Raw genomic sequence first — 22667 nt, 5'->3', positions numbered from 1 at the left:
TATTAGTTTTCAACTTTTACAAATAATCCGCGATCGATCATGCCGTCCATTAGGAAATAGAATTTTTCCTGCAATAATGCATGGTTCGCGTCCTTGAAGATATTGACCGATTTCAATCCGTTAGCTGTCGTAATCGACATTTTTAACTGCTGTAAATCTTTCGCTACGGTAATTTTTAATTTAAAGCCTTCTTTGCTTTGGGGTGTTGCATCTAATGGGCGAATTAATTGAAAATTCCCCGAAGTTGTTTCTGTAAAGCCGTTGTCCCGCAATGTGTATTTTTTCGCAGTTGGTGCTAACGCGTAAACGACACCTGCGCCTTGTACTGTAGCTGTTTTTCCAAAAGCCATGCCCTCACCTCTTCTTTTTTCGTTACCTATTATTATAGAGGGAACGGGCAGGTATTTCAATCTACTTTCGCAGTTGTTTAGCTGCTGCAACTAGTTCATCGGTAAAACGCTGTACTTCGTCTTGTGTATTGCCATAACCGAAGCTGATGCGGATGGATTGTTTGACTTCTGGTGCGTTTTTACCGTACATCGCTTCTAATACATGGGACGGATCGATGTTGCCGGCAGTACAAGCAGACCCGGTGGAAATGGCAATGCCTTTCAAGTCCAGCTTCATCAGCAGCAAATCATTCATGATGCCTTCTAAGCGTAAATTCAACACATGAGGCAGCTTGTTTTCCAGGTCGCCGTTGACTTGGTAAGCAATCCCTGCGTCTTCTAAGCCTTGTAAGACAGTATTACTGAAGGTTTTATATTCTTTCGCCCGTTTTTCACGTTCTTCCGGGGTCAACAGTTCAGCTGCTTTGGCGAAACCGCAGATTCCGGCTAAGTTTTCGGTTCCGGCGCGGCGCTTTTCTTCTTGTTCACCGCCGAGCAGCAAGGATGGCAGGCGAATATCATCGCTTTTATATAAGAAGCCGACGCCTCGTGGTCCATTAATTTTATGAGCCGAGGTGCTTAACAGATCGATGCCCATTTCATGGGGGCGAATCGTTTGATTGCCATAGGCTTGCACCGCATCAGTGTGGAAATAAGCTGGATGATCCTTCAGCATCTCACCAATTTCTTTGATAGGCATCAGGTTGCCGATTTCGTTATTGCCATACATAATGGAAACCAAAATCGTATCCTCCCGCAAGGCCGTTTGCAGCTCATCCAAGGAAATATGACCTTTTTCATCCACACTTAAATAGGTAACTTCAAAGCCTTTATCCTCTAAGTAAGCCATTGTATTCAAAACAGCTGGATGTTCAATAGCCGTAGTGATCAAGTGCTTGCCTTGTTCTTGACGAGAGAAGGCTGTTTCTAAAATCGCCGTGTTGTCCCCTTCCGTTCCGCCGCTGTTAAAGATAATCTCATGGGGCTTCACGTCCAAGGTTTTGGCGATAATTTCCCGTGCTTCTTCCAGTTTTTGGGAAGCGGAACGACCCAAATGATGGATGCTTGAGGGGTTGCCGTAATAATTTTGCATAATATCAGCCATCGTCGCAATCACATCGGGATGCATCGGGCTGGTGGCTGCATGATCTAAATAAATGGATTCCACAAGTCTACGAACCTTTCTATAGTTAAAGTAGAGATATTCTAGCACATTCTAACATTTTTAGACAAAAAAAGGACACCGCAATGTCCTTTATACTTAATTTATTGTGCGTTTCGTTTTTCCACTGTGAACAATGGGCTAACGGATTTGTTGTTGTGGATGCGTTTTAAGGCTTCCCCCATTAATTCCGAGCAGCTGATAATTTTCAGCTGTTTTGGATGGCGTTCATCTGGTGTCCAGACGGAATCGGTAATACAGATTTCGCTAATTTCCGCTTGATCCAAGCATTCTTTGGCTGGTGCTGACAGCAGACCGTGTGAGGCACAGGCCACTACATCTTTAGCGCCGGCTTTTCTCAAGGTGGTAGCGGCTTTGCGGAAAACATTTCCGGTATTCATAATATCATCTACCATAATGCAGACCTTGCCTTCAACATCCCCGATCACATATCCGCTCTCAGAATTGCCTTCTTCGGCTTCATCTACAATAGCAATTGTCGTATCTAAGTATTCCGACAGGCTGCGGGCTCTTTGCACTCCGCTGTTTTTCGGCGATACCACCACATAGTCGTCACCTACCATATTTTTATCCCGGTAGTAATGGGCGAAAAGCGGCATCGTAAACAAGTTGTCGACTGGAATATCAAAAAATCCTTGGACTTGAACAGTATGCAAATCTAGTGTCAGTACCCGTGTTGCCCCAGCATCTGATAAAAGGTTGGCGATCAACTTTGCCGTAATCGGCTCGTGAGGCTTGGCCGTCCGATCCTGACGTGCATACCCGTAGTAAGGTAAAACCACATTTACCGTCTTAGCACTTGCCCGCTTCATTGCATCGATCATAATCAGCAATTCCATGTAGTAGTCATTCACCGGCTCATTGGTGGATTGCACGATATAGATATCGTATCCCCGCACGGTTTCCTCTACGTTAATGGCAATTTCTCCGTCGCTAAATTGTTTCACTGTACATTTACCTAATGTTGTTCCACAAACAGCTGCAATCTTTTCTGCTAATGGCTGATTGCCATTCAAACCAAAGATCTTGTATTTCTTTTCGCTATTCTGCTCAGTCATGGTGTCCCTCCAAGTATTTTGTACCCCTAGTTTAACACAAATTATTGTGTTTTTTCTGTTTTTTACTTTTACGGAAAAGAAATTGTGCCGTTTGCCCAACGAGCCAGGATAATTTTGTTGTAGTTGCCCCAGTTGTCGTGGATTTTGTAGAAGCGTTCGCCGCGGCTGTTTTCCATATAACCATAGGCTACTACCCAGTGATTGCCGTAGGTGCTGCCCAGTACTCGCAGGATGCCGATCATCACTGGCTTGCCTTGGGAAATCCGTTTGGTAGCTCGTTGCCAGGCACCTGTCGTAGTGAATCGGGTACGAGCATTGACCTGATATTTTTTCAAAAAACGATTCAACCCAAAGCTGATTTGCGGCGGTACGGTGGGCATATCAATCGGCTGAAGCATCGGCTGAAGTGCCGCGATTAAAGCTTGATTGTCAGAGGATTCTTTTTCCCGCAGATTTGTCGGCAGGATTTCTTCATTTATATAATCTTGATAGTAGGCCAAAAGCACACTGCTGGCATAGGTGCCGCACAAATAGCCGCTGGGGGTGCGCCAATTGCGATAGGTTTTAAAGCGCTCTTCCGGCAGCTCCACCCAAGAATCTAACGAATCGATCATTTTTTTGGCTCCTTAAGGTATTTTGTTTTGAGTATTTGTCCTGTCTATATGATAATAGAAAGGAAGGAAAGGGGCACGTATTTTATGGATAATTTGATGATAAAAAAAGATTTGTACCAAGCCGTCAACGGAGAATGGCTGGAAACCGCTGAAATCCCGGCGGACAAACCGGCAACAGGAGGCTTTCAGGATTTAGTGGATGAGATTGACGATCTGTTAATCGAGGAAACCACAAAAATGGCGGAGCAGCCAGACACTATCCCAAATGAGTTAATGAAGGAATACATCGCCTACTATCACTTAGCTAGTGATTTTGACAAGCGGGATGCAGATGGCATGGAGCCGTTAAAACCGATTATGGAACGGATCGAAAAACTGGATTCCTTTGAGGATTTGAATGGTCAATTGAAGGATTGGACACTTTCTGGTCTGCCTTTGCCATTTGGTTTGGATATCGATGCCGATATGAAGGATACCACTACGAATGCCATGTTTGCTGGTGTACCAGGTTTGATTTTGCCGGACAAAACATATTATGCCGAGGATCATCCGCAGGCAGAGCAGCTATTAGCAATCTTCAAGGATATGACCCTGCAGCTGTTTGACTTGGCAGGCTATGACAAAGCCGAAGCTGAGCGGATTACTGATGAGGCCTTGGCCTTTGACCGCCTGCTGGCTCCTCATGTGAAAAGCGCTGAGGAAAATGCTGATTACAGCAAAATGTACAATCCGCAAACCGCTGAAGAATTTGTGGCCCACAGCAGTCACATTCAAATGGATAAGATGATTGAGAATTTGATCGGCCAGCTGCCAGAAAAAATTATCGTCACCGAGCCGTTGTATTTTGATGAAATGGACAGCTTTGTCAATCCCGAAAACTTCTCCTTGATGAAGAGCTGGATGCTGGTCTTGAGCTTGAACTCTTTGACTGGCTACTTGAGTGAAGAAGCCCGCCAAATCGGCGGCATCTACAATCGTGCCTTGTCTGGTGCTTCAGAAGCACGACCACAGAAAAAAGCCGCCTTCTACTTGGCATCAGGACGCTTCGATCAAGTAGTCGGGGATTATTATGGTAAGAAATATTTCGGTGAAAAAGCTAAAAACGACGTGAAGCAAATGGTGAAAACCATGATCGACGTCTATCAAGACCGCTTGGCTAACAATACTTGGTTAAGTGAAGCGACTCGTGAAAAAGCCATTCTGAAATTAAGTACCTTAGGCATTCATGTCGGTTATCCTGATGAAATCCCGGCATTGTATCGTGAGTTCAAAGTAACTCCTGCCGAAGATGGCGGGACTTTGTTGGATAATGCCTTGGCCTTCAGCCGAATGAGTCGTGAAGATCAATTCAAGAAATGGAACCAGCCAGTGAATCGTGAAGAATGGGAAATGAGCGCCGATACGGTAAATGCTTACTACCACCCATTCCGTAATATCATTGTGTTCCCAGCAGCAATTTTACAGGCACCATTTTACAGCTTGGAACAATCGAAGAGTGCCAACTACGGCGGGATCGGTGCGGTGATCGCCCATGAGATTTCTCATGCCTTTGACAACAACGGCTCTCTGTTTGATGAACTAGGCAATTTGAACAACTGGTGGACCGTTGAAGATCGGGATCACTTCCAGGAGTTGGCAGATGCCATGATTGCTGAATTCGACGGTTTGGAAATTGCCGGCGGCACCGTCAACGGTAAGCTGACCGTTTCGGAAAACATCGCTGATGCTGGTGGTTTAAGCTGTGCTTTAGAAGCAGCTAAACGTGAGGAAGATGTGGATCTGGAAGCCTTCTTTGTTAACTGGGCAACCATCTGGCGCATGAAAGCTCGTCCAGAATATGCACAATTACTTTTAGCAGTGGATGTTCACGCGCCAAATAAATTAAGAGCCAATGTTCAAGTGCAAAATATCGATGAGTTCTACGAAACCTTTGAAGTGACTTCGGAGGATGAAATGTATCTAGCACCGGAGAAACGGGTAAGTATTTGGTAGGAAGAAAATAGAACTTTGAAAAGCATCATCACTTTTTCGTTGAGTGATGATGCTTTTTATATACCTCTCGCCAAATTATTGGGTCTAAACTGGATTTGGACCCAATAATTTGATATTAACAACAAAAAAACCAGCTAAGCCGAGCATCGTCTGCTCATCCTTAGCTGGGTTTCATCATTTCAAATTAGTTTTTAGGTTTTTTAGAGTCGATTGCGTATTGACGACGTCCGCCTGGTTTTGGTACCAAGTCGCCGATCATGTTGCCAAATCCGCCTTCGACGCGTAGTTCGTGACCGTTTGTGTAGTCAGAACGTTTGCTTGCTAGGTACAATACAGCGTTGGCGATGTCTTGTACTTCACCGATACGACGGTTCGCAGTCATTCTTCTGCGGCCTTCTTCTACTTCTTCGTCTTCGTAGAATTTAGTTGATAATGGAGTTTTCACGAAGCATGGCAATACACAGTTGCTGCGTACGCCGTATTGGCCCCATTCGCCAGCGATCATTTTAGACAGCATGTTAACGCCAGCTTTACTTGGGCTGTAAGCACCTGAGTAAGTTTCTGGGCTAAGTGATGCGATAGTTGAAATGTGAACCATGCGTCCTGATTGTTGTTCGATCATTACGCGGCCGATGCGTTGTGATACTAAGAAGTAACCAGTTAAGTTAACGTCGATGGTGCGTTTCCATTCATCCAATGCTAAGTCTTCTAATGGGCTGAATGTTAGGATAGCAGCTGTTTGAACCAATACATCGATGCGGCCAAAGTCAGCTTTAACAGCTTTTGCTAATGCGTCTACTTGTTCTTCAACTGTTGAGTTGCATGAGTAGCCTTTTGCTTCGATTCCGTGAGTGCTTGCTAATTCTTTTGCGTAGCTTTGTGTTGCTTCTTCGTTCAAGTCAACTAAAGCTAATTTCGCGCCTTGTTCAGCAAAGTCGCTTGCGATTTTGCGTCCCATTCCGCCTAAAGCACCAGTGATAACTACTACGTCGCCAGCTAAATCTAACCAAGTTTTTTCCATTGTTTGATTTCCCCTTTGTTGTTATTCTCTATAATCTACTATACGTTACTTTAAGCAATTAAACTAATTGCTTTTTTCAATTGATCCATAGCTTCAAGTGATAAATCAGCCTACCCGCTTCAACAGCTGAGCGGCAAAATCTTCACTAAATTCGGTATCAAAATTGTAAAGCAGCACCGGATTGAATAAAAGCGGTGAAAAGGTCAGCCCATAGACTTCTTTAACAAAAGCCGTGGCAGCAATTTCACTTAAGGCATGAATCCGGGCTGTTTTTGAAAACGGACCAATTTTGTACTGAATATGTTTTTCTGTGGTATACAATTTGTCGCGGTTTTCCAAGTAATGAAACAATTCATGGGCTGATAAAATATCCGCAATCGAGGCCTGTGCCGTTAAAAATTGCAGGTCCGCTTCGTGATTAATCAGCTTTTGGCCCGAATCAATCAAGGTTTCATTCAAGGTAATCCGATCCGGCAAACGAATCTCCGCTAAGGTGTAGGCATTCTTAGTCTTGTTGGAAGTTTCCTTCGTGTAGACCACCTGAATACCTGCCTGCTGCAAAAATTCAGCCAGCGGTTTCCCCTTCAAAGGCTGAGCGGCCTGTTTGCCGCATTCGACGGCATTACGCAGCAGCTCGGCTTTCGCTTCTTCCGGAATTCTCCGGTACAAATTGTCTTGCTTCAGCAAGTAGCCTTCGTAGGATTCATCCGGCAGCTTGCTTAATTTTAAAATCGTTTGGACAAATGTTTCTGTACTCACAGCTTTGCTCCTTAAAACAGCGTTCGAGCAGAAAGCTGTTTGAGTTATTACAAATCAACAAGCAGCGAAGCTTGAGCAATTGGTGCTCTCAAGCTTCGTCTTACACTTATTTGAAACGGTTCGCGGCAATGATGATGATTTCGTCAGTACCGATAATTTCACTCATTTCAATATCAATCAGCATGGTTAATTGAGCGAAGTCAGTGCTGGTAAAATCAAGCAGACGTGGTCCGACGCAGAAATAGAAATCTGGACGGATAATCAGGTCACTTTGATAGTTGGCCATTTCTTCCCACAATCGGGTTACCATTTCCAAATAGCTTTGGATGGTGGTCTTAACCACTTTGGCGTGCTGACGCTGTACGCGGATGAAGCCTTTTTTGTCGATTACCCGAACAGCATTCCCAGTCTTCGGTGAGGAAGCCCCAAAAATGTGGAACTGATCGGTTTTGTCCAACAAAGTAACCTGTTCGGCTGGCAAACGGAAATCCTGGATGGCGATTTCGTAAGCTTCTTCTTCAGTAGCAGCACTTTGTACTTCAGTTGCCTGAGCGGCGGTAGAACCGGAAGCTCGGGCGGTAATTTTTTGGGTTTGCGGATCGATTTCGATATGGACCTCGACGCTGTCTTCCATTGCGCCGCTTTCGATGGCCATATTGATAACTTCTTGTTTAATTGATTGAATATCGTTTTTCGTTGGACTCGGTACAATCCGTTCTACCACGTCTTGTACGGCTGCCAAGGCAACCCCAATCGAAGAGATAACTTCGGCATTTTCCGGAATCTTGTAGTTCAGGTTCATCCGTTCAGCTGCGTACTTAATTAAAGCCGCAACTCCGCCGCCGACCCCAACTAAGGTCATTTGGTTACTTTCCAATTGATATTTCTTGGCATAGGATTCAATCACTGGAACGATTTTATCTACGGCTTTGCTTAAAATTTGGCGGGCCACTTCTTCTACCGTTTGGCCTAAATAGTCAGCTAACGGCTGCATCGCTTTGCGGGCCGATTCAACGTTCCCATAAGAGAAGTCCTCTTCGGTCACATAGCCTAATACGTTGGCGGCACAGGAATTGGTTATCGTGATCGCTTTGCCGCTGGCTAAACGAATCGCTACATAATCCTCGGGATCGCCTGGTTTCGGCGCAAATAATTCCAGCTTCGGATCAACGATTTCTTCTTCCGGCGTGTATACTGCATATTCCAAACCGGCAATATGGGCACTCCGGGGTCCAACATCTTTGACGCCGCTCTTCGTTACCCGGATCATACTACCGCCGGCAACCCCAAGAACTCGAACGTCTAGTGAATTCACGTAAGTTTTGTGACCAGAAATTTCTGAGTAATCAATAATCGGACGGCCGTTTTTAATCACACCAAGGTTGGTGGAGGTACCGCCGACTTCAAAGTAAATCCCGTTTGAGGTACGCAGATACATCAAGGCACCCATTACGCTGGCTGCGGGACCGGAAAGCATCGTTAATACCGGACGTTTCTTCATTTCAACAACGTCCATCAAACCGCCGTCGCCACGCATGATCATCAATGGCACGTCAACTCCAGAAGAACGTACACTTTCTTCGGTAGAGTTGGCTGTTTCCAGCATTTTCGGTAAAATAGACGCGTTGATGGTGGCTGTCCGCGTGCGGCGAGACAAGCCGTATAATTTGGTCATTTCTGAAGCCAGGGTCACTTGGACGCCTTTCTTCTTGGCTACTTCGGCAATTTTTTCTTCAAAGGATAAATTATCTACCCCGAAGGCCGCTGAAGCAACTAGTACTTCCATGCCGTTGGCTAATAAATCATCGATGGTTTTTTCAATCGTTGCTTCATCCAACTGCTTTTCGCTGATGTAGCGAGGGATGATGTGAATGCTGCGGCCAGTCCCAAGGTCGATATCCTTCAGATTCGTTTGGGCTTTGGCTAACCAGCCTTCGATCCCGGCTTTGGCCGTACTAATGATTCCAATTTTGGCAACGTCCCCTTCTAACAGGGCGTTGGTTGCCTGTGTGGTACTGTGGGCCACGAAGACCACTTCTTCTGGTGCAATATTATATTCAGTTAAACATTTTAGAAAGGAATTGACGACCCCTTCTGCAACCCCTTGTTCACTGTCGTGAGTGGTTTTTACAGAAGATTTCCCGATAATCTCTTGTGTATCATTATCAATCGCTACGGCTTTTGTATGGGTTCCGCCTACGTCAATCCCTATACGAACTCTTCGTTTCATTAGAGATGCTCCTTCATTTTTAGATTTATAACGGATTGTTTAGGAAAAAGTTGGCCAGCTCTAGAATCAGGGCGACCGTCGTTCCTGGAATCAGTGCAACCTTCATATAATCAATCCCGTTGATGCGGTTGAAGCCAAGGCCCCAAGCGTTCCAAGAAATGGTGATATCGAAATGGGCCATCCCGATCAATACCGATGCAAACAACGGATACAAGAAGGTTGTGGGATAATTGGTGGTTTGGCTAACTACAGCTAGTAACGCTGCCCCCGAACCAATCAGTGACAAAGGACCCTTGAACCAAGTCAATGGTGCTAAAATCCCAAACAAAATACACAAAGCTAAAGGAGCGGTAGGAATGATCCCGCCGATAATTACTTGGAAATACGGAGCAGCGAAGAAAGCTGCATCATTAAACATTGCCAGTGTGATCCAGAATGCTACTAAAGAAGACGTATCTTTTACCCCTTCAGTGAAGATGCGAGAAATAGTCCGGCAGACTTCTCTAAAGCCGCCGCTCAATTCGCCACACACTGCCAACGCATACATACTTGATAAGATGAAACATAGAATAACTGGCAGATTGAACACAATTACCCCCACCACTGGTAAGAATGGTGTAATCAATGAAATGCCTGGTGCGTCCACCACTTCAGCATTTTTAGTTGCTGACCATGCATAGGTTAAGCTTTCCATTCGCAGGTAAACCATCGCCGCCAATGAAACAACGATAATCATCGTAATGAAGGCTAAGATCCCAAATGGGAAGTAGTCGCTGTAGGCATATTCCGGCCCGCCGTTTGAATTCAAGAAGAAGGCGGAATACTGCGCAAAGTTGATGGGATTTAAAAACAATCCCGCTGCAACCGACCCGGTGAAGGAGAAGAAGGCTATGACCTTCGGAATCCCAATTGAAAACAGGATCGGTAAAATGATGACCGCAATCGCAATAACGGATCCGGCTCCGGTCATTGAAGTGAAGATAAACCCAGTAATCAAGTTGACGATCGCTAAAATGATCGCCGGATTGTCACCGCCTAGTTCCACACTCTTACGAATAATAGTGGAAGCAATCCCGGTGTCCAATAAAATCCGACCAAAGAAGGCCCCCAAGAAAATGTTCATCAGTGATGCACCATATTTTTCCGGTGCCGTCTGATAAACCGCCTTCAGCATATCATTGATGGTCATGCCGACAAAGGCTTCATTTGGTGAAATTAAATGACCGATGATAGGCAAAAATGTCCAAAGGCTGGCCATGATGAAGAAGCCGACCATTAAATTGTGTCCCTTAATACAGAAGATTACCATTCCAACGAAGGAACAGATTAACAAAATCCCAATTATAGCGTCCATTGGTACCCCCTACATTCCCTAGCATCTAGTTTAGATACATGATTTTGAAATAAAATTCCTAACAATAATACAACAACCCGATATATGAAAACAAGGAGGAGGCTAATTCTTAAAAAATTAGCCGTACCTCCATAAGATTCATTCAATTCGTGATGATTAGTCTCTCATCTTAGCAAACGCACTGTAACCAAAGATTTTCGTGTGTTGCATAACCAAGTAAACCATCATCAAAATTTGTAGTACTGCTACAATCAGCAAAGCACCCATCATAACTGATACAGCTTGAGTTTCCCCAACTGAACGAGTCATAGAAGAAACGATGAATGGCAAGAATACTGTTGCCAAACTCATAAAGGTATAGTAGATACCAGTGTTTCGTCCTTTAGGTCCTGGGCAGAAGTGCTGACGTACACTCAAACCAGTTTGCAACGCACCACCAGCAGCGAAGAAACCGATCATCGCAATCGCGATGTAGATAACGGCTGTTTGACGGATCAATACTACCATTGTTAAAGCGACTGCAGTAAAGACTGAGTTGATCAGCAATACTTTAACTGGATTCCATCTTAATTTACCCATCAAGATCGCCCAGAAGATAACCGCGATGATTGAACCAACTGTGTAGATAGAAGTCATACCAGCGGCTTGCATTTCAGTCAAACCAACGTTGTTGATACCGAAGGCTTTGGTGTATTGTTGCGCACCGTACATGATAACCATACAAGTGAAGCCGTATAACATAGTGATGATGTTTACTAACAAGTTTGGTTTTGATAACATTTTTGCTTTAGCAGCATCGATTTCAGCTTGAACTGCATTGCCTTTTTTGCTGTCGTTTTTGTTGCCTTTTGATTCTTTCATCATATCGTCATAAGCAAATGGTGAAATGATTGCCATAATTAGACATGCCACTGACAAGACTAATGGAATCATGATACTCATTGATTGGTTGCCAGAGTTTGCGAAGTTTACAACCGCTAACGGATAAACCACACCGGCGATAGATACGAATAATTTAATACCTAGTAGCGCTGATGCTGAGTACTTCGGTGCACTTTCTTGTGCAGCTGGGTACAATGCCGCATCCCACAAACCAGAAGTTGCAATCCCAGAAAGGAAAGCTGCTCCGGCAGCGATGGTTACAGAAGTTGTTACAAGCAGGCCGCCAAAGAACATAATATATAAAATTGCACCTAAAATTGCCATTTTCTTACGGCCGACTTTATCAGAGATTTCTCCTCCGATCCACACACTGATCAATTTACCTACACCATAAGCGGTGATCGCTAATGATACTGCTGCTGCACCTTCTGATGCATCTGTGTAACCCCACTTAGTATAGAAGTAAACCTGGTTTTGACTCAAAATAATTGACTGCATCCCATGTGTAAAGTAGCACAAGTATACCGTCAGTAAGGACAAAATGTATTTTTTTGCTCTCATTATGACACTCCTCATTTTTTGTTTGATCATTTTGACACCCACACACCTGTAGCTTTGAGGTGTGCGGGCGAATTGATTTTTTTGCTTACGGTTTTACTGGTAATTCTTTGCCAGTTAAGATCTTGAATGCTGCTTTCCCTTGAGCTAACAACATGCCAGAACCACCGACGATTTTACAGCCTTTTTCTTCAGCGTCTTTCAACAGCTGCGTTTTTGGCGGGTTGTAAATTGCGTCTGCTACGATTAAGTCATCGTGGAAGATGCCAGTATCGCTGATCGGTGTGCGAGTTGAGCCTTCGCCCATACCTACCACCGTACCATTGATTAACACATCTGCTTCAGCAACTTTTTGTTTCAATAAATCAGCGTCGCCCAAATCATTAATGCTGATGTCTAAATCTGGGTAATGCTCTTTCACTCGTTCAACTGTGCGTTCGCCATTGACGAAGAACGCGTCTTTTAGGTTGAAGATGGCAATTGAGGCTGCTTCTTCAATCGCTAATTGGACTTGAATCGCAGTTGCTGCGCCGCCAGTACCTAATACAACGAATTTCTTGCCTTTCGGATCAACATCGTGAGCCATTAAGTTGTCCACAAAGCCCATACCGTCTGTAATGTGACCAGTCAGTTTGCCGTCTTCATTCTTGTAGGTATTGATTGCTCCTACCATTTGCGCTGCTGGAGATAACTCGTCCATGTATTTAGCTGCTTCGCCTTTACATGGCATTGTTACGTTTCCGCCAGGCATACCGAATGTTTTCACTGCATCGATGGCTTTTTCTACGCCGTCAACTTCAACGTCAAATGCTAAATATACCGCATCCATGTCTAATTGTTCAAACGCATAATTATACATCGCTGGTGAGCCAGAGTGTCCAACTGGGCTGCCAATTAAGCCATACAGCTTAGTTTTTCCTGAAATTCCTTCTAACATGTATACACATCCCTATCATTTTATTAAGTAGTATACTACATTTTGGTGAAAACATTCACCTTATTTTTTGCTTAAAAGAATTTTAATCTAACAATTCAGGCCAAGCTTGTTTAATTACATCGATACTTGTATCGTAGTTCATTTGTGCAGCTTTTTGGTAACCTAATTCCAAGTTGTTGTCAGAGATAACTTCTGTTCCCACAACGCGAGGTTTGATTCCGTGTGCTTTCAATGCTTTCAGGAAGCCAACTGTGTCGCCCCATCCTGTTCCTGGGCACAGACGGTCATGCAATGATTCTTCACGTAAGATTGGTTTTGGATATGGACGTTCTAATACGTCACAGATTTGGATAGACACCACTTTGTCAGCTGGAACATCTTTCAAATCTTCTGCAGTCATTTCTGCACGAGCCCAATGCCAAGTGTCTAAGATCAACATACCGTTGTCACAGCCAGCGCCGTCAACGATTTGCCAAGCAGTTTTTAAATCTGGAACACCGCTGTAAGGCATGAATTCTAAACCGATTACTAATTCTTTCGCGCGTTCGCACAATTCTTTGAAGGCTTTGATTTGAACGTCTAATGAATCAGATTCCATCAAACCACAGTTGATGTGGCCTACGCCGAACAAGCGAGCCATATGGTAAGTTGTTTGTTCTTTGAACTGTTGTAATAATGTGCTAGGTGCTTCAGCTGTTTTATTTGGGTCAGTCCACATTGTGATATATTCAACTTCAGTGACTTTCATGTCATTTTCTTCTAAGATTTCTAGCATTCTTTCGTCTGAATAGCCTTGTTTTACTGCTAGCATATAAGTTTCAGCTCGGATACCAATTCCGTCAAAGCCGGCTGCTTTCGCTGTTTTAATGCGTTCTTCAAAATCGATCTCCACGCCTAATGTAAATGAACTGATTGTCAAAGGTACTTTTCTCATTACTAAATTCCTCCTAAAGTTTGTTTAAAGTTATTTTTTTCACATGAGTCGGCAAAGTCAAACTCATGGTTTGGACAAAATTGATGATAAAGCGGTTACTTCAGATTGAAACATCTTGTTTTTCTGTCAATCTAATCAAAACACGAATAATAAATAATGCTCCCAAATTCACAATCACTTTATGAATTTATTCTAACGTGTAATTTCTGAAATATCTAATTGGTTTTTATCGAAGAATCTATAGGTTTAAGAAATAGGTTTTGCTATAATGTAGAAAACTGTGTCAAGGGAGCGCTTAACTAATGAATTTACAGCATTTAAAATACTTTGATGTCCTGGCCCGCGAACAGCATTATACTCGTTCCAGCAAATTGCTCAATGTCACACAGCCCAGCCTAAGCAACGCCATCTCCTCTTTAGAGGCCGAGCTTGGCGTGCCCTTGTTTGAAAAGAAAGGCCGTAATGTGGTCCTGACCAAACCGGGGGTTATTTTTCACGATTATGTCTCGAAAACCTTAGCGATGCTGGATACCGGTATCGAAACGGTAACTAAGATAAATAAAGGCAGCGGCTATATCAGCTTCGCCTTTCTTCCTATATTAGGGACGCGTTATGCGCCTCGTTTTGCCAGCGGCTTTATTAAGGCAAATCCGGAGAAGGAGATCGAGTTTGATTTTCATACCTCTGCTGGGATTACCCGAGAAATTATCGAAGGCATCAAGAGTATGAAGTACGATATCGGCATCTGTTCTTATTTGCCGGATGAGCCGACGATTGAATTTATTCCAGTGGCTAATCAGGAGCTGGTGGTGATTACACCCTTGGATCATCCGTTAGCCCAATTCGATGAGATCTACTTGGAGCAGACCCAGCCCTTCCCTCAGATCGGCTTCAGCAAAAACAGCGGCCTGCGCAGCATCATCGACAGTGCCTTCAAGCGCAACAACTGTACCTATAATATTGTCTACGAAGTAACTGTCGATCAGGTGATCGCTGGTCTGGTGAGCCAAGGCTTCGGCATGGCGGTGGTTCCTGATATGGGCGTGCTGGAATCATTGCCGCTGAAGAAAATTCGCTTGAAGAATCTCAATTGGGAACGTTACTTCTACCTGGTGACTAACAAGGAAGCATATTTAACACCGGTAGTGACTAACTTTAAGGAATATGTGCTGGCCAATTCTGATCCTCAGGAGACGATCTATTAATAGAAAGGACTGGTAGGACCATGAAGAAAAAAGGGCATTTAGTAACGTCTGTGGGATTCTTGATCGTGACCCTGATCTATCTCTATCGCTACCTGTTTATCACTAGAAATTCGATCTTGCTGTTGTTAGTTGGATTAAATCTATTGGTCTGTGCCGTTCGTTTTGGTTATTATAAGTTTTCGAAATAGCTTCCAGAAGGCTTGGCAAATTCGCCCACATGGAAAAAGCCCTGAATCGCGTTGATTCAGGGCTTGTTTAGTCTATCTGGCATCGGTTTCCATTATTTTAACCACGGTATCGTATTGGTAATACTGACGGGCCAGTTCTTTTTTGAAATTGTTGGTGACGCGAACGAAGATCCCGTAAGGCACTTCGCTGTCGCGATTTTTGGCGATCAGCGGGGCCAGCTCGTTTAGAAATTCCTCTTGATCCTTCAAATGCTGGATCACGTAAATCTCCATTAAGCTTGCGGCATACTCCATTAAATAGTTTTCGTAGTAGATTTCCTCCAGGGTGATTCCATTCTCCAGATTGTGTTGGATCGATTCCATCAACAGCTGAATCAGGCGCTCCTGTTCATCGGAGTGGCCTTCGATCTTATCTAGCTGATCCACCAGTTCATTTTCTGATAAGTGGCTGTAGTCCTTCGTTAAAATCCCATTGGCTAACAAATCCACCAAATACAAAGACCCATCCATCACCTTCAATAGCTCTTCGGCCACCGACTGAATCCGCTGCTGCTCGTCGTATTCCTTCGCCAGCTTTTGTCCATCCCGGGCCACGCGTTCCGCTAACGGTAGTAAGCGTTGGGGTGTGGTTAGGCTATTATACAAAAACCGGTTGGCGAGATTGCTGACCTTTAGTTCAAATTGTGCTTGTTTGTCCATTCCAAAGCACCTCCTGATCCCATTATAGTGAAGATGGGCGGAATGGTGAAAGAATACGGCTTTTGGGGAGGATTGAGTGTGTTGCTTCTATTATAATGGTGGAGGTTCCATATAAACCTGAATCATCCTCCTTAATTTAAACCTGATCTCCTAAATAAACATACCAATAACTTCAACTACATCCAACCAGGTCAATATATCACACTGCTCAATTTTTTCTATATTTCTATTAATGTAGTCAACTGATCGTAATTGATGTGTTACCACTTCTCCAGCAATTTTTTGTGGATCTTTTATCTCAATGTACGTGGCAAAATTTCTTTGGGTCGAAGTTATTGGACAAACTAAGCAGAATCCTGTTCGTTCATTAAATTCATTCTTACTAACTACTAATGCAGGTCTTCTTTTTTTATTTCCTTCCCCTTTGATGGGTCAAAATCTATCCAGATGATGTCTTTTTGTTTCGGGTAATTCATCCTAGATTTCCTCCCCCTCGGACCTCATCGTATCCCATTCAGTATCTTCGGAAGTAACAGAGTCTCTAAATCCTTCCCAATCCTCTGCATTCGCGAAAATATCAGCCTTTTTAGGTTTCAGTATGTATGTATCCCCAACTTTTACAATTGTAAATGTTTCACCAACTTCTGGTGAGATATCTTTTGGAAAAATTGCGCCTACAGAATTTCCTATTTTTCTAGCTACTGTTTCCATATTAACCCTCTCCTATACATTAGTTAAATTAAGTTTAACTCAATCTAACTAATGTATCAACACAAGATAAACCATAGTTTAAGAGTTTTTTCTTCCTATTCTTACATCTTTTATCACTAGCGTTAACTATTGCAGCCTGATTTTTCCGATCCTGGTGCGCTTGTCATTACTAACACTAGTTGAAACCCAATTGTTTGACGAGTCAGCTTCAATAAACTGCAACAGTAGAACCATCTCCACTTAAAGAAACAAAAAAACTCCCCCACAATGGAGAAGTCTTTGTCTGCTCATTCACTTACGCATCAACACCAGGTGCCTTGCCAAGCTTGGCTTGCAGCATCCAGATTTTCTTTTCTACGTCGGTTTTGAAGCCGGTGAAGATGTCTTGGGTACTGTCGTCGCCTTCTTCGCCTGCTGTCTCGATACCTTTTTGGTACAGATCAGCTAAGTAACGGTAGTTCTTGACTAAGATTTCCATCCGTTCAGGAATCGTGCGGTCCCAGCTGCCTACTTCGTCTTCGATGCCGGTATGTTCTGCCCATTCTTTCAAGGTAGAATAAGGCGAACCGTCCAAGGTAATCAGGCGTTCAGAGATCACGTCTAGTTGGTCGTTGATTTCGTCCATGTAATCATCCATCAATGGGTGCAAGGTCAAGAATTCTGGTCCCCGCATGTACCAGTGGGTTTGGTGGATCACGGCGCTCATTTGGCTCAGGTCAGCCACTAGTTGGTTTAGTACTTCTTTTGTTTTTCCATATTTCATATTAATCCCTCATTTCATTTTGTCTACTCTTTCAGTATACGCTAAATGAGAGAACGATGCAATAATTATGATTAGTTAATAATTACTATAATATAGAAAAACTGCACAAACTCCTTCAACTTTGAAGCATTCAGACTAAAATTGGGCTAATTGACTGCTCCCAGTTTCCGCTTAGTGCCGAGTAAAGCCGGAAACCATAAAAATGAGCACCTCCCCTTAGAGAAGTGCTCATCAGTTTCTTATTTAGATAGTCGAAAGATTGGTGTCAGCACCGTAAACGGCTTCCCAATCGGCGGTGAAATCATCGACAGCTTGACCGATCGATGGCATTGCCAAGGCTTGCTGGATAATATCCACGCCCATCGTCGCTGCTTGACTGCCGCTTTCTAAGGCTGCATTGACTTGGCCGGCGTTCTTGAAGCTGGCTGCTACGATCTTAGTGTCGCTGTTAGTGCGCTCAATTTCTTCCGCCATTTCAAAGATGGCTTCCCGCGGGTCGATGCCCATGTTTTCCATGCGGTTAAAGTAAGGCGCGATGTAGTCTGCCCCCGCCGCAATTGCCAGGTAGGCTTGGAACTTGGTGTAAATCGCAGTCGCGGTCACGTTGACGCCGCGGCGTTTTAATTCCTTGATAACCTTCAGGCCGACTTCACTGACGGGGACTTTGATGAAGACCTTTTGATCGATCTTGTCTAGGATAGTTTCGGCATCCTTGATCATGCCGTCATAGTCCTTAGCCACGACCTGCACATGCAGCGAACGGCTTTCCCCGATGATGCTGCGGATTTCCTTCATGTGATCGAAGAAAGCGACCTTGCCCTCTTTTTTGACGATGGAAGGATTTGAGGTCACCCCAGCTACTGGTAAGATGTCTACGTATTTTTTGATGTCGGCGATATTGGCTGTGTCTAGCATAAATTCCATGGATAAAACGCTCCTTTTGTTTGATTTATTCTACCCATTAAGCATAGCATCTCCCCTTGATTGGAGCAGTATCTTTTTGGCAAAAAATCGCAAAAGCTTGTGGTGACGGGCTTTCTTTTGACTAACTGCTGGAAAAATGCACAAATGTGCAATTTCAAATTATTTCGAGACTTTTCGGTTATTGCTGCAACTCGTTAGTAATCCGCAGCAATTCGGCGGCGGTCTCCTGATCGGTGATCAAGGTGTTCAAGTAGCCTTCCTTCAGCAGCGGCACAATCGAACGGGCCTTGGCAGTGCCGCGGGCAATCCCGATGGACTGAGGAATCTCCGCCAGCGCCTCCAGCGGCAAGCCAATCGTCCGCTGATCCAGCTGACCTTTTAACAGCTTGCCATGCCGATCATAGAACCGGCAGCAGCAATCCCCAATCGCTTCTCGCAATTTCAACTCCTGAAAGTCCTCTTCTGTTAACAAATCCCGCCACTGACTTTTCTTGTAGCTCAACGGTCCGCCAATGCCCACAATCGCCAAGTCCAGCTGCTGCCAGTAATCCCGCAGCTCTTGAAAATACTTGGACTGGAAGATGCCTTCTGCCAGCTGCTTGGTTTCCTGAGTGACGGTGGCATTGACGAAGACACTGTGGCCGTTCAGCTTGCGGGCCAGCTCGTACACCAGTGTGTTGACGTGGTAACGGGAATTGATGTGGCTGGGGCCGCCGACAATCGGTACGATGGTGGCATTGTCCAGGGACTTGGTCTCCAGTTGATTGACCGCCTTGCCGACGCTTTCTCCCCAAGATACGCCGATCACACTGTCGTCGTTTAATTGCCGCCGCAGCCAACTAGCCGCCGTGCGAGCCAGCTGCTCTTCCTTTTCTTCAGCAGATAGGTCGTTGCTGAGGGGAGCGATTTCGATATGTTTTAAGTTGTAGGCTTTTTTCAGCTGATCCTCTAGGGAAAACAAGGCGGGATCAAAGTGATTAATGGTGATCTCCACGATGCCGGCTTCCTTGGCCTGGGCCAGCATCCGGCTGACCGTCGTCCGGTAAATGTCCAGCTCCTTGGCAATCTGGGCCTGGGTGAGATCCTGCTGGTAATACATGTAGGCCACCTTGGCCAGCAGCTTCTTCTTTTCTTCTTTCATGGCGCGCTCCTTCAAAAGCTTAATATACCACTCGTAATGATGTCTGGCTTCCCAAACTAGCTTTGTCGGCATTAAGCGAAACCTGGGAGAAACTTGAGAAGCAGTTTATCCCAGGTTTAGTCTTAATGCTCCAAAGCTGGGCGAGTTTAGGAAGCCTTTCTTTCATCATAGCAAATATTTTATTTACCCTCTAGCCAAAGTTCGGTATCATGGTAGGAAATGGAGGGATGACTTATCGCAGTAGAAGATGTGAGAAATTATTTTGACGGCTTTGGCATCGCCGATCGTTTGATCGAATTCGAGGTGTCCAGTGCCACGGTGGAGCTGGCGGCTCAAGCCTTGAACTGTGCGCCGGAGCGGATCGCCAAGACCTTGTCCTTTAACTTGAAAAAAGCCCAGCGGACGATTTTGATCGTGGCAGCCGGTGACGCGAAAATAGACAACCCTAAGTTCAAGCAAGCCTTTAGTGAACGGGCGCTGATGCTGAAGGCGGAGGAAGTGGAAGAAAAAATCGGCCATCCGGTAGGCGGCGTCTGTCCTTTTGCCATTAAAGAAGATGTGGCGGTTTACTTGGACGAATCCTTGAAGCGCTTCGACACCGTCTTCCCGGCATGCGGCGGCCCCAAAAGTGCGATTGAGCTGACGATTCCTGAATTGGAGCAGTATGCCCAGAGTACTCAGTGGGTGGATGTCTGTAAGGGCTGGGAATAGGATAGGCTTCGCAAACTCCTTCAGCTTTGGCTTATTTAACCTTCTTCTCAAATGAGTAAATAAACGGTTAGCCGCGGCTAACCGTTTGTTTGTGTTTCTGCCGGCAGGACCCATCCTGCATAGAATCAAAAAGCGTGGTTTCCTGTCACCGACGCTTGGAAAATACCGTCTTTGATTTTGTATCTCAGCATGCCTTCATACATATCCACCACTGCCTGCACCGAACTCAGAGCGATGCCCGGCGTAATTCGTGTCTGCTGCAGATCCTCCAATGAAGGAAATCGCAAAGCGCTGCTTCCTCAACGCCTCCAGCTTGTCTTCACAAATCGCAATATTTATCATTTTCCGTTATTTTTCCCATTCGTTATTCCCCTTTTTTTAAGATTGGGCTCTCTATAATTAAAGCATATTTTGAACCGAACTTGAGCCAACTGTTGAAATCTGTAGCTCAACTGTCAAAAATAGTAGTGTTTCTAGTCAAAAAAATACTTGCATTTTTGAAATTCAGCGTTTTTCCGGTTTGGGAAGTGGCGGGAAGAAAAGTTTGGTTAAAATATATATTGTTATTTTATAAGTACTTCGGCGTAGAATTCCACGAAAAAAAGATGTCCAAAAGACCTGGATTTGCGTCCTTTGCACATCTGTTTTTCTTCATTATTAAACTGGTGAGCTGCTAGACGATCCCTTGATCGACGACCTTGCAGTCCTTCAAATATTTTTCAGCCACAGCCTTGATCTCCTGCTGCATGGCATCCACATCCATTTCGCTGAAGACATAGCCGATCATCACGGCTTGGGTGGTGTCTTCACCGATCATGCCGCGAGTCGAATCAGAAGTTGGGCTGCCGAATGGTCCATCGTCGTCCGCCAGCACCAGCAGATTTTCGATATTGACATCTTTTTTACCGATTCCGGCATAGCGCTCGCCTTCTTTGCCTACAGTTAAAGTGATCTTTTCGCCGACTTTGGCTAAATCGTGGCTGCCAAAGGGCAATGTGTAGACCAGTGAGAAATAATTGTTCACGTCCACTAGATCATTGACTTGGTAGAGGCCTTTTTTCTGGATCACCCGACGCCACAGACTGTCAGATGACGGACGAAAACGAGCCGGGTCCTTGCCTAGCGCGCGATAGGCCTTCTTGGTGGCAATCATGTTCTCATCATCCTTGATCATGTCAATCGTGTCTTCTTCTTCAATCTTGGCAATCAACGGGTTCAGCAAGCCCCCCCAGATCTCCTCACTGTAGGCTCCATTGGTGAACTCCACCACGGTATAAGCCAAGGAAATTCCCAGCTCCTTTAAACGTTCTTCCACTACTAACTCCATTTAATCCACTCCCTTTTCATTTTATTTTAATTGTTTTATCATAAAATGAAAACCCATATAGCTGAATTCCTGCATTTTTCGGTATAATGAGGAAAAGGAGATGATCCAAATGAAGCTTACGTATCATGGACATTCAGTAGTAGCGATTGAACTTAACAATGGGCAAAAGCTCCTGTTTGACCCGTTTATCACTGGCAATCCGGTGACTGATTTGAAGGCCGACGAGGTCCAGGCTGATTGGCTGTTGATAACCCACGGTCATGACGATCATGTGGGCGATATGGTGCCGATTGCTACACGCAACGATGCCACGGTGATCAGTATTGTGGAGATCACAAAATTCGCCCAAAATGAAGGCGTGACAAAAACTCACGGGATGAATATCGGCGGCAAATTTGATTTTCCTTTCGGTCGGGTGAAAATGGTTCACGCCCAGCACAGCTCCGGCTATGAAAAGGACGGACAGATGCTTTACATGGGTGAACCAGCCGGCTTTATTCTCCAAGCCGAAGGAAAAACCATTTATCATGCCGGCGACACAGCGCTCTTCAGCGACATGGCCTTGTTCGGTGAAGCCTTCGAGATCGATGTGGCCTTCTTGCCGATTGGCGACAATTTCACCATGGGACCAGAGGATGCCGTTCGTGCGGCTAAGCTTTTGAAAGCCAAGCAAGTTGTGCCGATTCACTACAATACTTTCCCGTTGATTGAACAGGACCCGCAGGAGCTGGTGGACGCGTTGCCAGCTGGTGTCGGCAAGATATTAGCTGTCGGCGAATCGCTGGAACTGTAACCCAAATCTTAGCTCAAAGGAATCGATCGTCTTTCCTTTGGGCTTTTTTGGGTTGCTTTTCTCGGCTTCCTCGCTTTATTCCCGGCGGCTTCGCAGGTTCGCAGCCTTGCTATTACTCTTTATTTTTCTCCCGCTTCCAGCGGTTAATGGCTTTTTTGCGTTTCCGTTTATCGGCGGAAAAACCAGCTAAAGGATCGGTGCCTTTTTTGCGTTTTGGGAACCAGCTGTGCTTTTCTTCGGCGGGTGCTTCCTCCGCTTCCTCGACCATCGCTAAGGATTGATCCTCCGGCGGAC

The 22667-nt window shown here is 44.8% G+C and carries 24 protein-coding genes and 1 pseudogene; 5 read left to right on the top strand and 20 right to left on the bottom strand.

The window, feature by feature from the left end; genetic code table 11:
• Positions 1-2 precede the first annotated feature (2 nt).
• From JZO70_RS18355 to JZO70_RS18340, 4 genes are all read right to left on the bottom strand, one after another.
• Positions 3-350: a DUF1831 domain-containing protein gene (locus JZO70_RS18355; protein ID WP_207675138.1), complete on the bottom strand. Its 348-nt coding sequence runs from the start codon at positions 348-350 to the stop codon at positions 3-5.
• Between the two features lie 61 nt (positions 351-411).
• Positions 412-1557, bottom strand: coding sequence for an IscS subfamily cysteine desulfurase (locus tag JZO70_RS18350; protein WP_207675137.1), 1146 nt, complete (start codon positions 1555-1557; stop codon positions 412-414).
• Between the two features lie 98 nt (positions 1558-1655).
• A complete protein-coding gene (locus tag JZO70_RS18345; protein ID WP_207675136.1) occupies positions 1656-2630 on the bottom strand; it encodes a ribose-phosphate diphosphokinase in 975 nt (324 codons plus the stop codon).
• 68 nt (positions 2631-2698) lie between these two features.
• Positions 2699-3244, bottom strand: coding sequence for a C39 family peptidase (locus JZO70_RS18340; protein WP_207675135.1), 546 nt, complete (start codon positions 3242-3244; stop codon positions 2699-2701).
• An 84-nt stretch (positions 3245-3328) separates the two neighbouring features.
• On the opposite strand from JZO70_RS18340, the gene JZO70_RS18335 reads away from it, so the two are divergent.
• A complete protein-coding gene (locus JZO70_RS18335) occupies positions 3329-5236 on the top strand; it encodes a M13 family metallopeptidase (protein ID WP_207675134.1) in 1908 nt (635 codons plus the stop codon).
• Positions 5237-5420: 184 nt separating this feature from the next.
• Here the strand turns inward: JZO70_RS18335 and JZO70_RS18330 are convergent, their stop codons facing one another.
• The 7 genes from JZO70_RS18330 to JZO70_RS18300 form a co-directional block, all read right to left on the bottom strand.
• Entirely contained in the window at positions 5421-6257 is an 837-nt protein-coding gene (locus JZO70_RS18330) for an SDR family NAD(P)-dependent oxidoreductase (protein WP_207675133.1), read from the bottom strand.
• Positions 6258-6362: 105 nt separating this feature from the next.
• Entirely contained in the window at positions 6363-7016 is a 654-nt protein-coding gene (locus JZO70_RS18325; RefSeq protein WP_207675132.1) for a hypothetical protein, read from the bottom strand.
• A 106-nt stretch (positions 7017-7122) separates the two neighbouring features.
• The gene (locus JZO70_RS18320; protein WP_207675131.1) at positions 7123-9246 is read right to left on the bottom strand and encodes a hydantoinase/oxoprolinase family protein; all 2124 of its coding nucleotides are present in this window, start codon (positions 9244-9246) and stop codon (positions 7123-7125) included.
• A 25-nt stretch (positions 9247-9271) separates the two neighbouring features.
• Positions 9272-10600 (bottom strand): citrate transporter, encoded by a 1329-nt coding sequence (locus JZO70_RS18315; protein ID WP_207675130.1) that lies wholly within the window; start codon positions 10598-10600, stop codon positions 9272-9274.
• Between the two features lie 156 nt (positions 10601-10756).
• The gene (locus tag JZO70_RS18310) at positions 10757-12043 is read right to left on the bottom strand and encodes an MFS transporter (protein ID WP_207675129.1); all 1287 of its coding nucleotides are present in this window, start codon (positions 12041-12043) and stop codon (positions 10757-10759) included.
• An 85-nt stretch (positions 12044-12128) separates the two neighbouring features.
• The gene (locus JZO70_RS18305; protein ID WP_207675128.1) at positions 12129-12977 is read right to left on the bottom strand and encodes a shikimate dehydrogenase; all 849 of its coding nucleotides are present in this window, start codon (positions 12975-12977) and stop codon (positions 12129-12131) included.
• A gap of 82 nt (positions 12978-13059) precedes the next feature.
• Positions 13060-13911 carry a sugar phosphate isomerase/epimerase family protein gene (locus JZO70_RS18300; protein ID WP_207675127.1) on the bottom strand — a complete coding sequence of 284 codons (852 nt, stop codon included), beginning with the start codon at positions 13909-13911 and terminating at the stop codon, positions 13060-13062.
• Between the two features lie 302 nt (positions 13912-14213).
• On the opposite strand from JZO70_RS18300, the gene JZO70_RS18295 reads away from it, so the two are divergent.
• Both JZO70_RS18295 and JZO70_RS18290 read left to right on the top strand, forming a co-directional pair.
• The gene (locus tag JZO70_RS18295) at positions 14214-15116 is read left to right on the top strand and encodes a LysR family transcriptional regulator (protein WP_207675126.1); all 903 of its coding nucleotides are present in this window, start codon (positions 14214-14216) and stop codon (positions 15114-15116) included.
• Positions 15117-15136: 20 nt separating this feature from the next.
• Positions 15137-15304 (top strand): hypothetical protein, encoded by a 168-nt coding sequence (locus JZO70_RS18290; RefSeq protein ID WP_207675125.1) that lies wholly within the window; start codon positions 15137-15139, stop codon positions 15302-15304.
• A gap of 72 nt (positions 15305-15376) precedes the next feature.
• Here JZO70_RS18290 and JZO70_RS18285 read toward each other — a convergent pair whose 3' ends face one another.
• The 6 genes and pseudogenes from JZO70_RS18285 to JZO70_RS18260 all read right to left on the bottom strand — a co-directional run bounded on the left by JZO70_RS18285 (position 15377) and on the right by JZO70_RS18260 (position 19542).
• Positions 15377-16003: a hypothetical protein gene (locus JZO70_RS18285; protein ID WP_207675124.1), complete on the bottom strand. Its 627-nt coding sequence runs from the start codon at positions 16001-16003 to the stop codon at positions 15377-15379.
• A 150-nt stretch (positions 16004-16153) separates the two neighbouring features.
• Positions 16154-16479 (bottom strand): annotated as a pseudogene (locus JZO70_RS18280) (type II toxin-antitoxin system PemK/MazF family toxin).
• 1 nt (position 16480) lies between these two features.
• Positions 16481-16714: an AbrB/MazE/SpoVT family DNA-binding domain-containing protein gene (locus JZO70_RS18275; RefSeq protein WP_207675123.1), complete on the bottom strand. Its 234-nt coding sequence runs from the start codon at positions 16712-16714 to the stop codon at positions 16481-16483.
• Between the two features lie 295 nt (positions 16715-17009).
• Entirely contained in the window at positions 17010-17477 is a 468-nt protein-coding gene (locus tag JZO70_RS18270; RefSeq protein WP_207675122.1) for a Dps family protein, read from the bottom strand.
• A gap of 243 nt (positions 17478-17720) precedes the next feature.
• Positions 17721-18401, bottom strand: coding sequence for a fructose-6-phosphate aldolase (locus tag JZO70_RS18265; protein WP_207675121.1), 681 nt, complete (start codon positions 18399-18401; stop codon positions 17721-17723).
• Positions 18402-18579: 178 nt separating this feature from the next.
• Positions 18580-19542 carry a sugar-binding transcriptional regulator gene (locus JZO70_RS18260; protein WP_207675120.1) on the bottom strand — a complete coding sequence of 321 codons (963 nt, stop codon included), beginning with the start codon at positions 19540-19542 and terminating at the stop codon, positions 18580-18582.
• A 234-nt stretch (positions 19543-19776) separates the two neighbouring features.
• On the opposite strand from JZO70_RS18260, the gene JZO70_RS18255 reads away from it, so the two are divergent.
• Positions 19777-20253 (top strand): YbaK/EbsC family protein, encoded by a 477-nt coding sequence (locus JZO70_RS18255; protein ID WP_207675205.1) that lies wholly within the window; start codon positions 19777-19779, stop codon positions 20251-20253.
• A 125-nt stretch (positions 20254-20378) separates the two neighbouring features.
• Here JZO70_RS18255 and JZO70_RS18250 read toward each other — a convergent pair whose 3' ends face one another.
• The gene (locus tag JZO70_RS18250) at positions 20379-20540 is read right to left on the bottom strand and encodes an ATP-binding protein (protein WP_207675119.1); all 162 of its coding nucleotides are present in this window, start codon (positions 20538-20540) and stop codon (positions 20379-20381) included.
• 386 nt (positions 20541-20926) lie between these two features.
• Positions 20927-21580, bottom strand: a complete 654-nt coding sequence (locus JZO70_RS18245) for a B3/B4 domain-containing protein (protein WP_207675118.1) — start codon at positions 21578-21580, stop codon at positions 20927-20929.
• Between the two features lie 109 nt (positions 21581-21689).
• Between JZO70_RS18245 and JZO70_RS18240 the strand changes: the two genes are divergently transcribed.
• Positions 21690-22373 (top strand): metal-dependent hydrolase, encoded by a 684-nt coding sequence (locus tag JZO70_RS18240; RefSeq protein WP_207675117.1) that lies wholly within the window; start codon positions 21690-21692, stop codon positions 22371-22373.
• A 112-nt stretch (positions 22374-22485) separates the two neighbouring features.
• On the opposite strand, the gene JZO70_RS18235 is transcribed toward JZO70_RS18240, so the two are convergent.
• A partial coding sequence (locus JZO70_RS18235; protein WP_207675116.1) for a hypothetical protein occupies positions 22486-22667 on the bottom strand: 182 nt, incomplete at its 5' end.

Source organism: Candidatus Enterococcus moelleringii, from assembly GCF_017377575.1.
Lineage (GTDB): Bacteria > Bacillota > Bacilli > Lactobacillales > Enterococcaceae > Enterococcus_A > Enterococcus_A moelleringii.
Note: the sequence above shows the minus strand (reverse complement) of the source record. Positions and strands in the feature narration are given on the sequence as shown.

Bases quoted from the DNA above. Each gene is read 5' to 3' on its own strand.
- JZO70_RS18355 (WP_207675138.1), bottom strand. From the start codon at position 350: ATGGCTTTTGGAAAAACAGCTACAGTACAAGGCGCAGGTGTCGTTTAC.
- JZO70_RS18290 (WP_207675125.1), top strand. From the start codon at position 15,137: ATGAAGAAAAAAGGGCATTTAGTAACGTCTGTGGGATTCTTGATCGTG.
- JZO70_RS18245 (WP_207675118.1), bottom strand. From the start codon at position 21,580: ATGGAGTTAGTAGTGGAAGAACGTTTAAAGGAGCTGGGAATTTCCTTG.
- JZO70_RS18335 (WP_207675134.1), top strand. From the start codon at position 3,329: ATGGATAATTTGATGATAAAAAAAGATTTGTACCAAGCCGTCAACGGA.
- JZO70_RS18310 (WP_207675129.1), bottom strand. From the start codon at position 12,043: ATGAGAGCAAAAAAATACATTTTGTCCTTACTGACGGTATACTTGTGC.
- JZO70_RS18270 (WP_207675122.1), bottom strand. From the start codon at position 17,477: ATGAAATATGGAAAAACAAAAGAAGTACTAAACCAACTAGTGGCTGAC.
- JZO70_RS18315 (WP_207675130.1), bottom strand. From the start codon at position 10,600: ATGGACGCTATAATTGGGATTTTGTTAATCTGTTCCTTCGTTGGAATG.
- JZO70_RS18285 (WP_207675124.1), bottom strand. From the start codon at position 16,003: ATGGACAAACAAGCACAATTTGAACTAAAGGTCAGCAATCTCGCCAAC.
- JZO70_RS18295 (WP_207675126.1), top strand. From the start codon at position 14,214: ATGAATTTACAGCATTTAAAATACTTTGATGTCCTGGCCCGCGAACAG.
- JZO70_RS18275 (WP_207675123.1), bottom strand. From the start codon at position 16,714: ATGGAAACAGTAGCTAGAAAAATAGGAAATTCTGTAGGCGCAATTTTT.
- JZO70_RS18320 (WP_207675131.1), bottom strand. From the start codon at position 9,246: ATGAAACGAAGAGTTCGTATAGGGATTGACGTAGGCGGAACCCATACA.
- JZO70_RS18305 (WP_207675128.1), bottom strand. From the start codon at position 12,977: ATGTTAGAAGGAATTTCAGGAAAAACTAAGCTGTATGGCTTAATTGGC.
- JZO70_RS18345 (WP_207675136.1), bottom strand. From the start codon at position 2,630: ATGACTGAGCAGAATAGCGAAAAGAAATACAAGATCTTTGGTTTGAAT.
- JZO70_RS18240 (WP_207675117.1), top strand. From the start codon at position 21,690: ATGAAGCTTACGTATCATGGACATTCAGTAGTAGCGATTGAACTTAAC.
- JZO70_RS18260 (WP_207675120.1), bottom strand. From the start codon at position 19,542: ATGAAAGAAGAAAAGAAGAAGCTGCTGGCCAAGGTGGCCTACATGTAT.
- JZO70_RS18340 (WP_207675135.1), bottom strand. From the start codon at position 3,244: ATGATCGATTCGTTAGATTCTTGGGTGGAGCTGCCGGAAGAGCGCTTT.
- JZO70_RS18265 (WP_207675121.1), bottom strand. From the start codon at position 18,401: ATGGAATTTATGCTAGACACAGCCAATATCGCCGACATCAAAAAATAC.
- JZO70_RS18330 (WP_207675133.1), bottom strand. From the start codon at position 6,257: ATGGAAAAAACTTGGTTAGATTTAGCTGGCGACGTAGTAGTTATCACT.
- JZO70_RS18300 (WP_207675127.1), bottom strand. From the start codon at position 13,911: ATGAGAAAAGTACCTTTGACAATCAGTTCATTTACATTAGGCGTGGAG.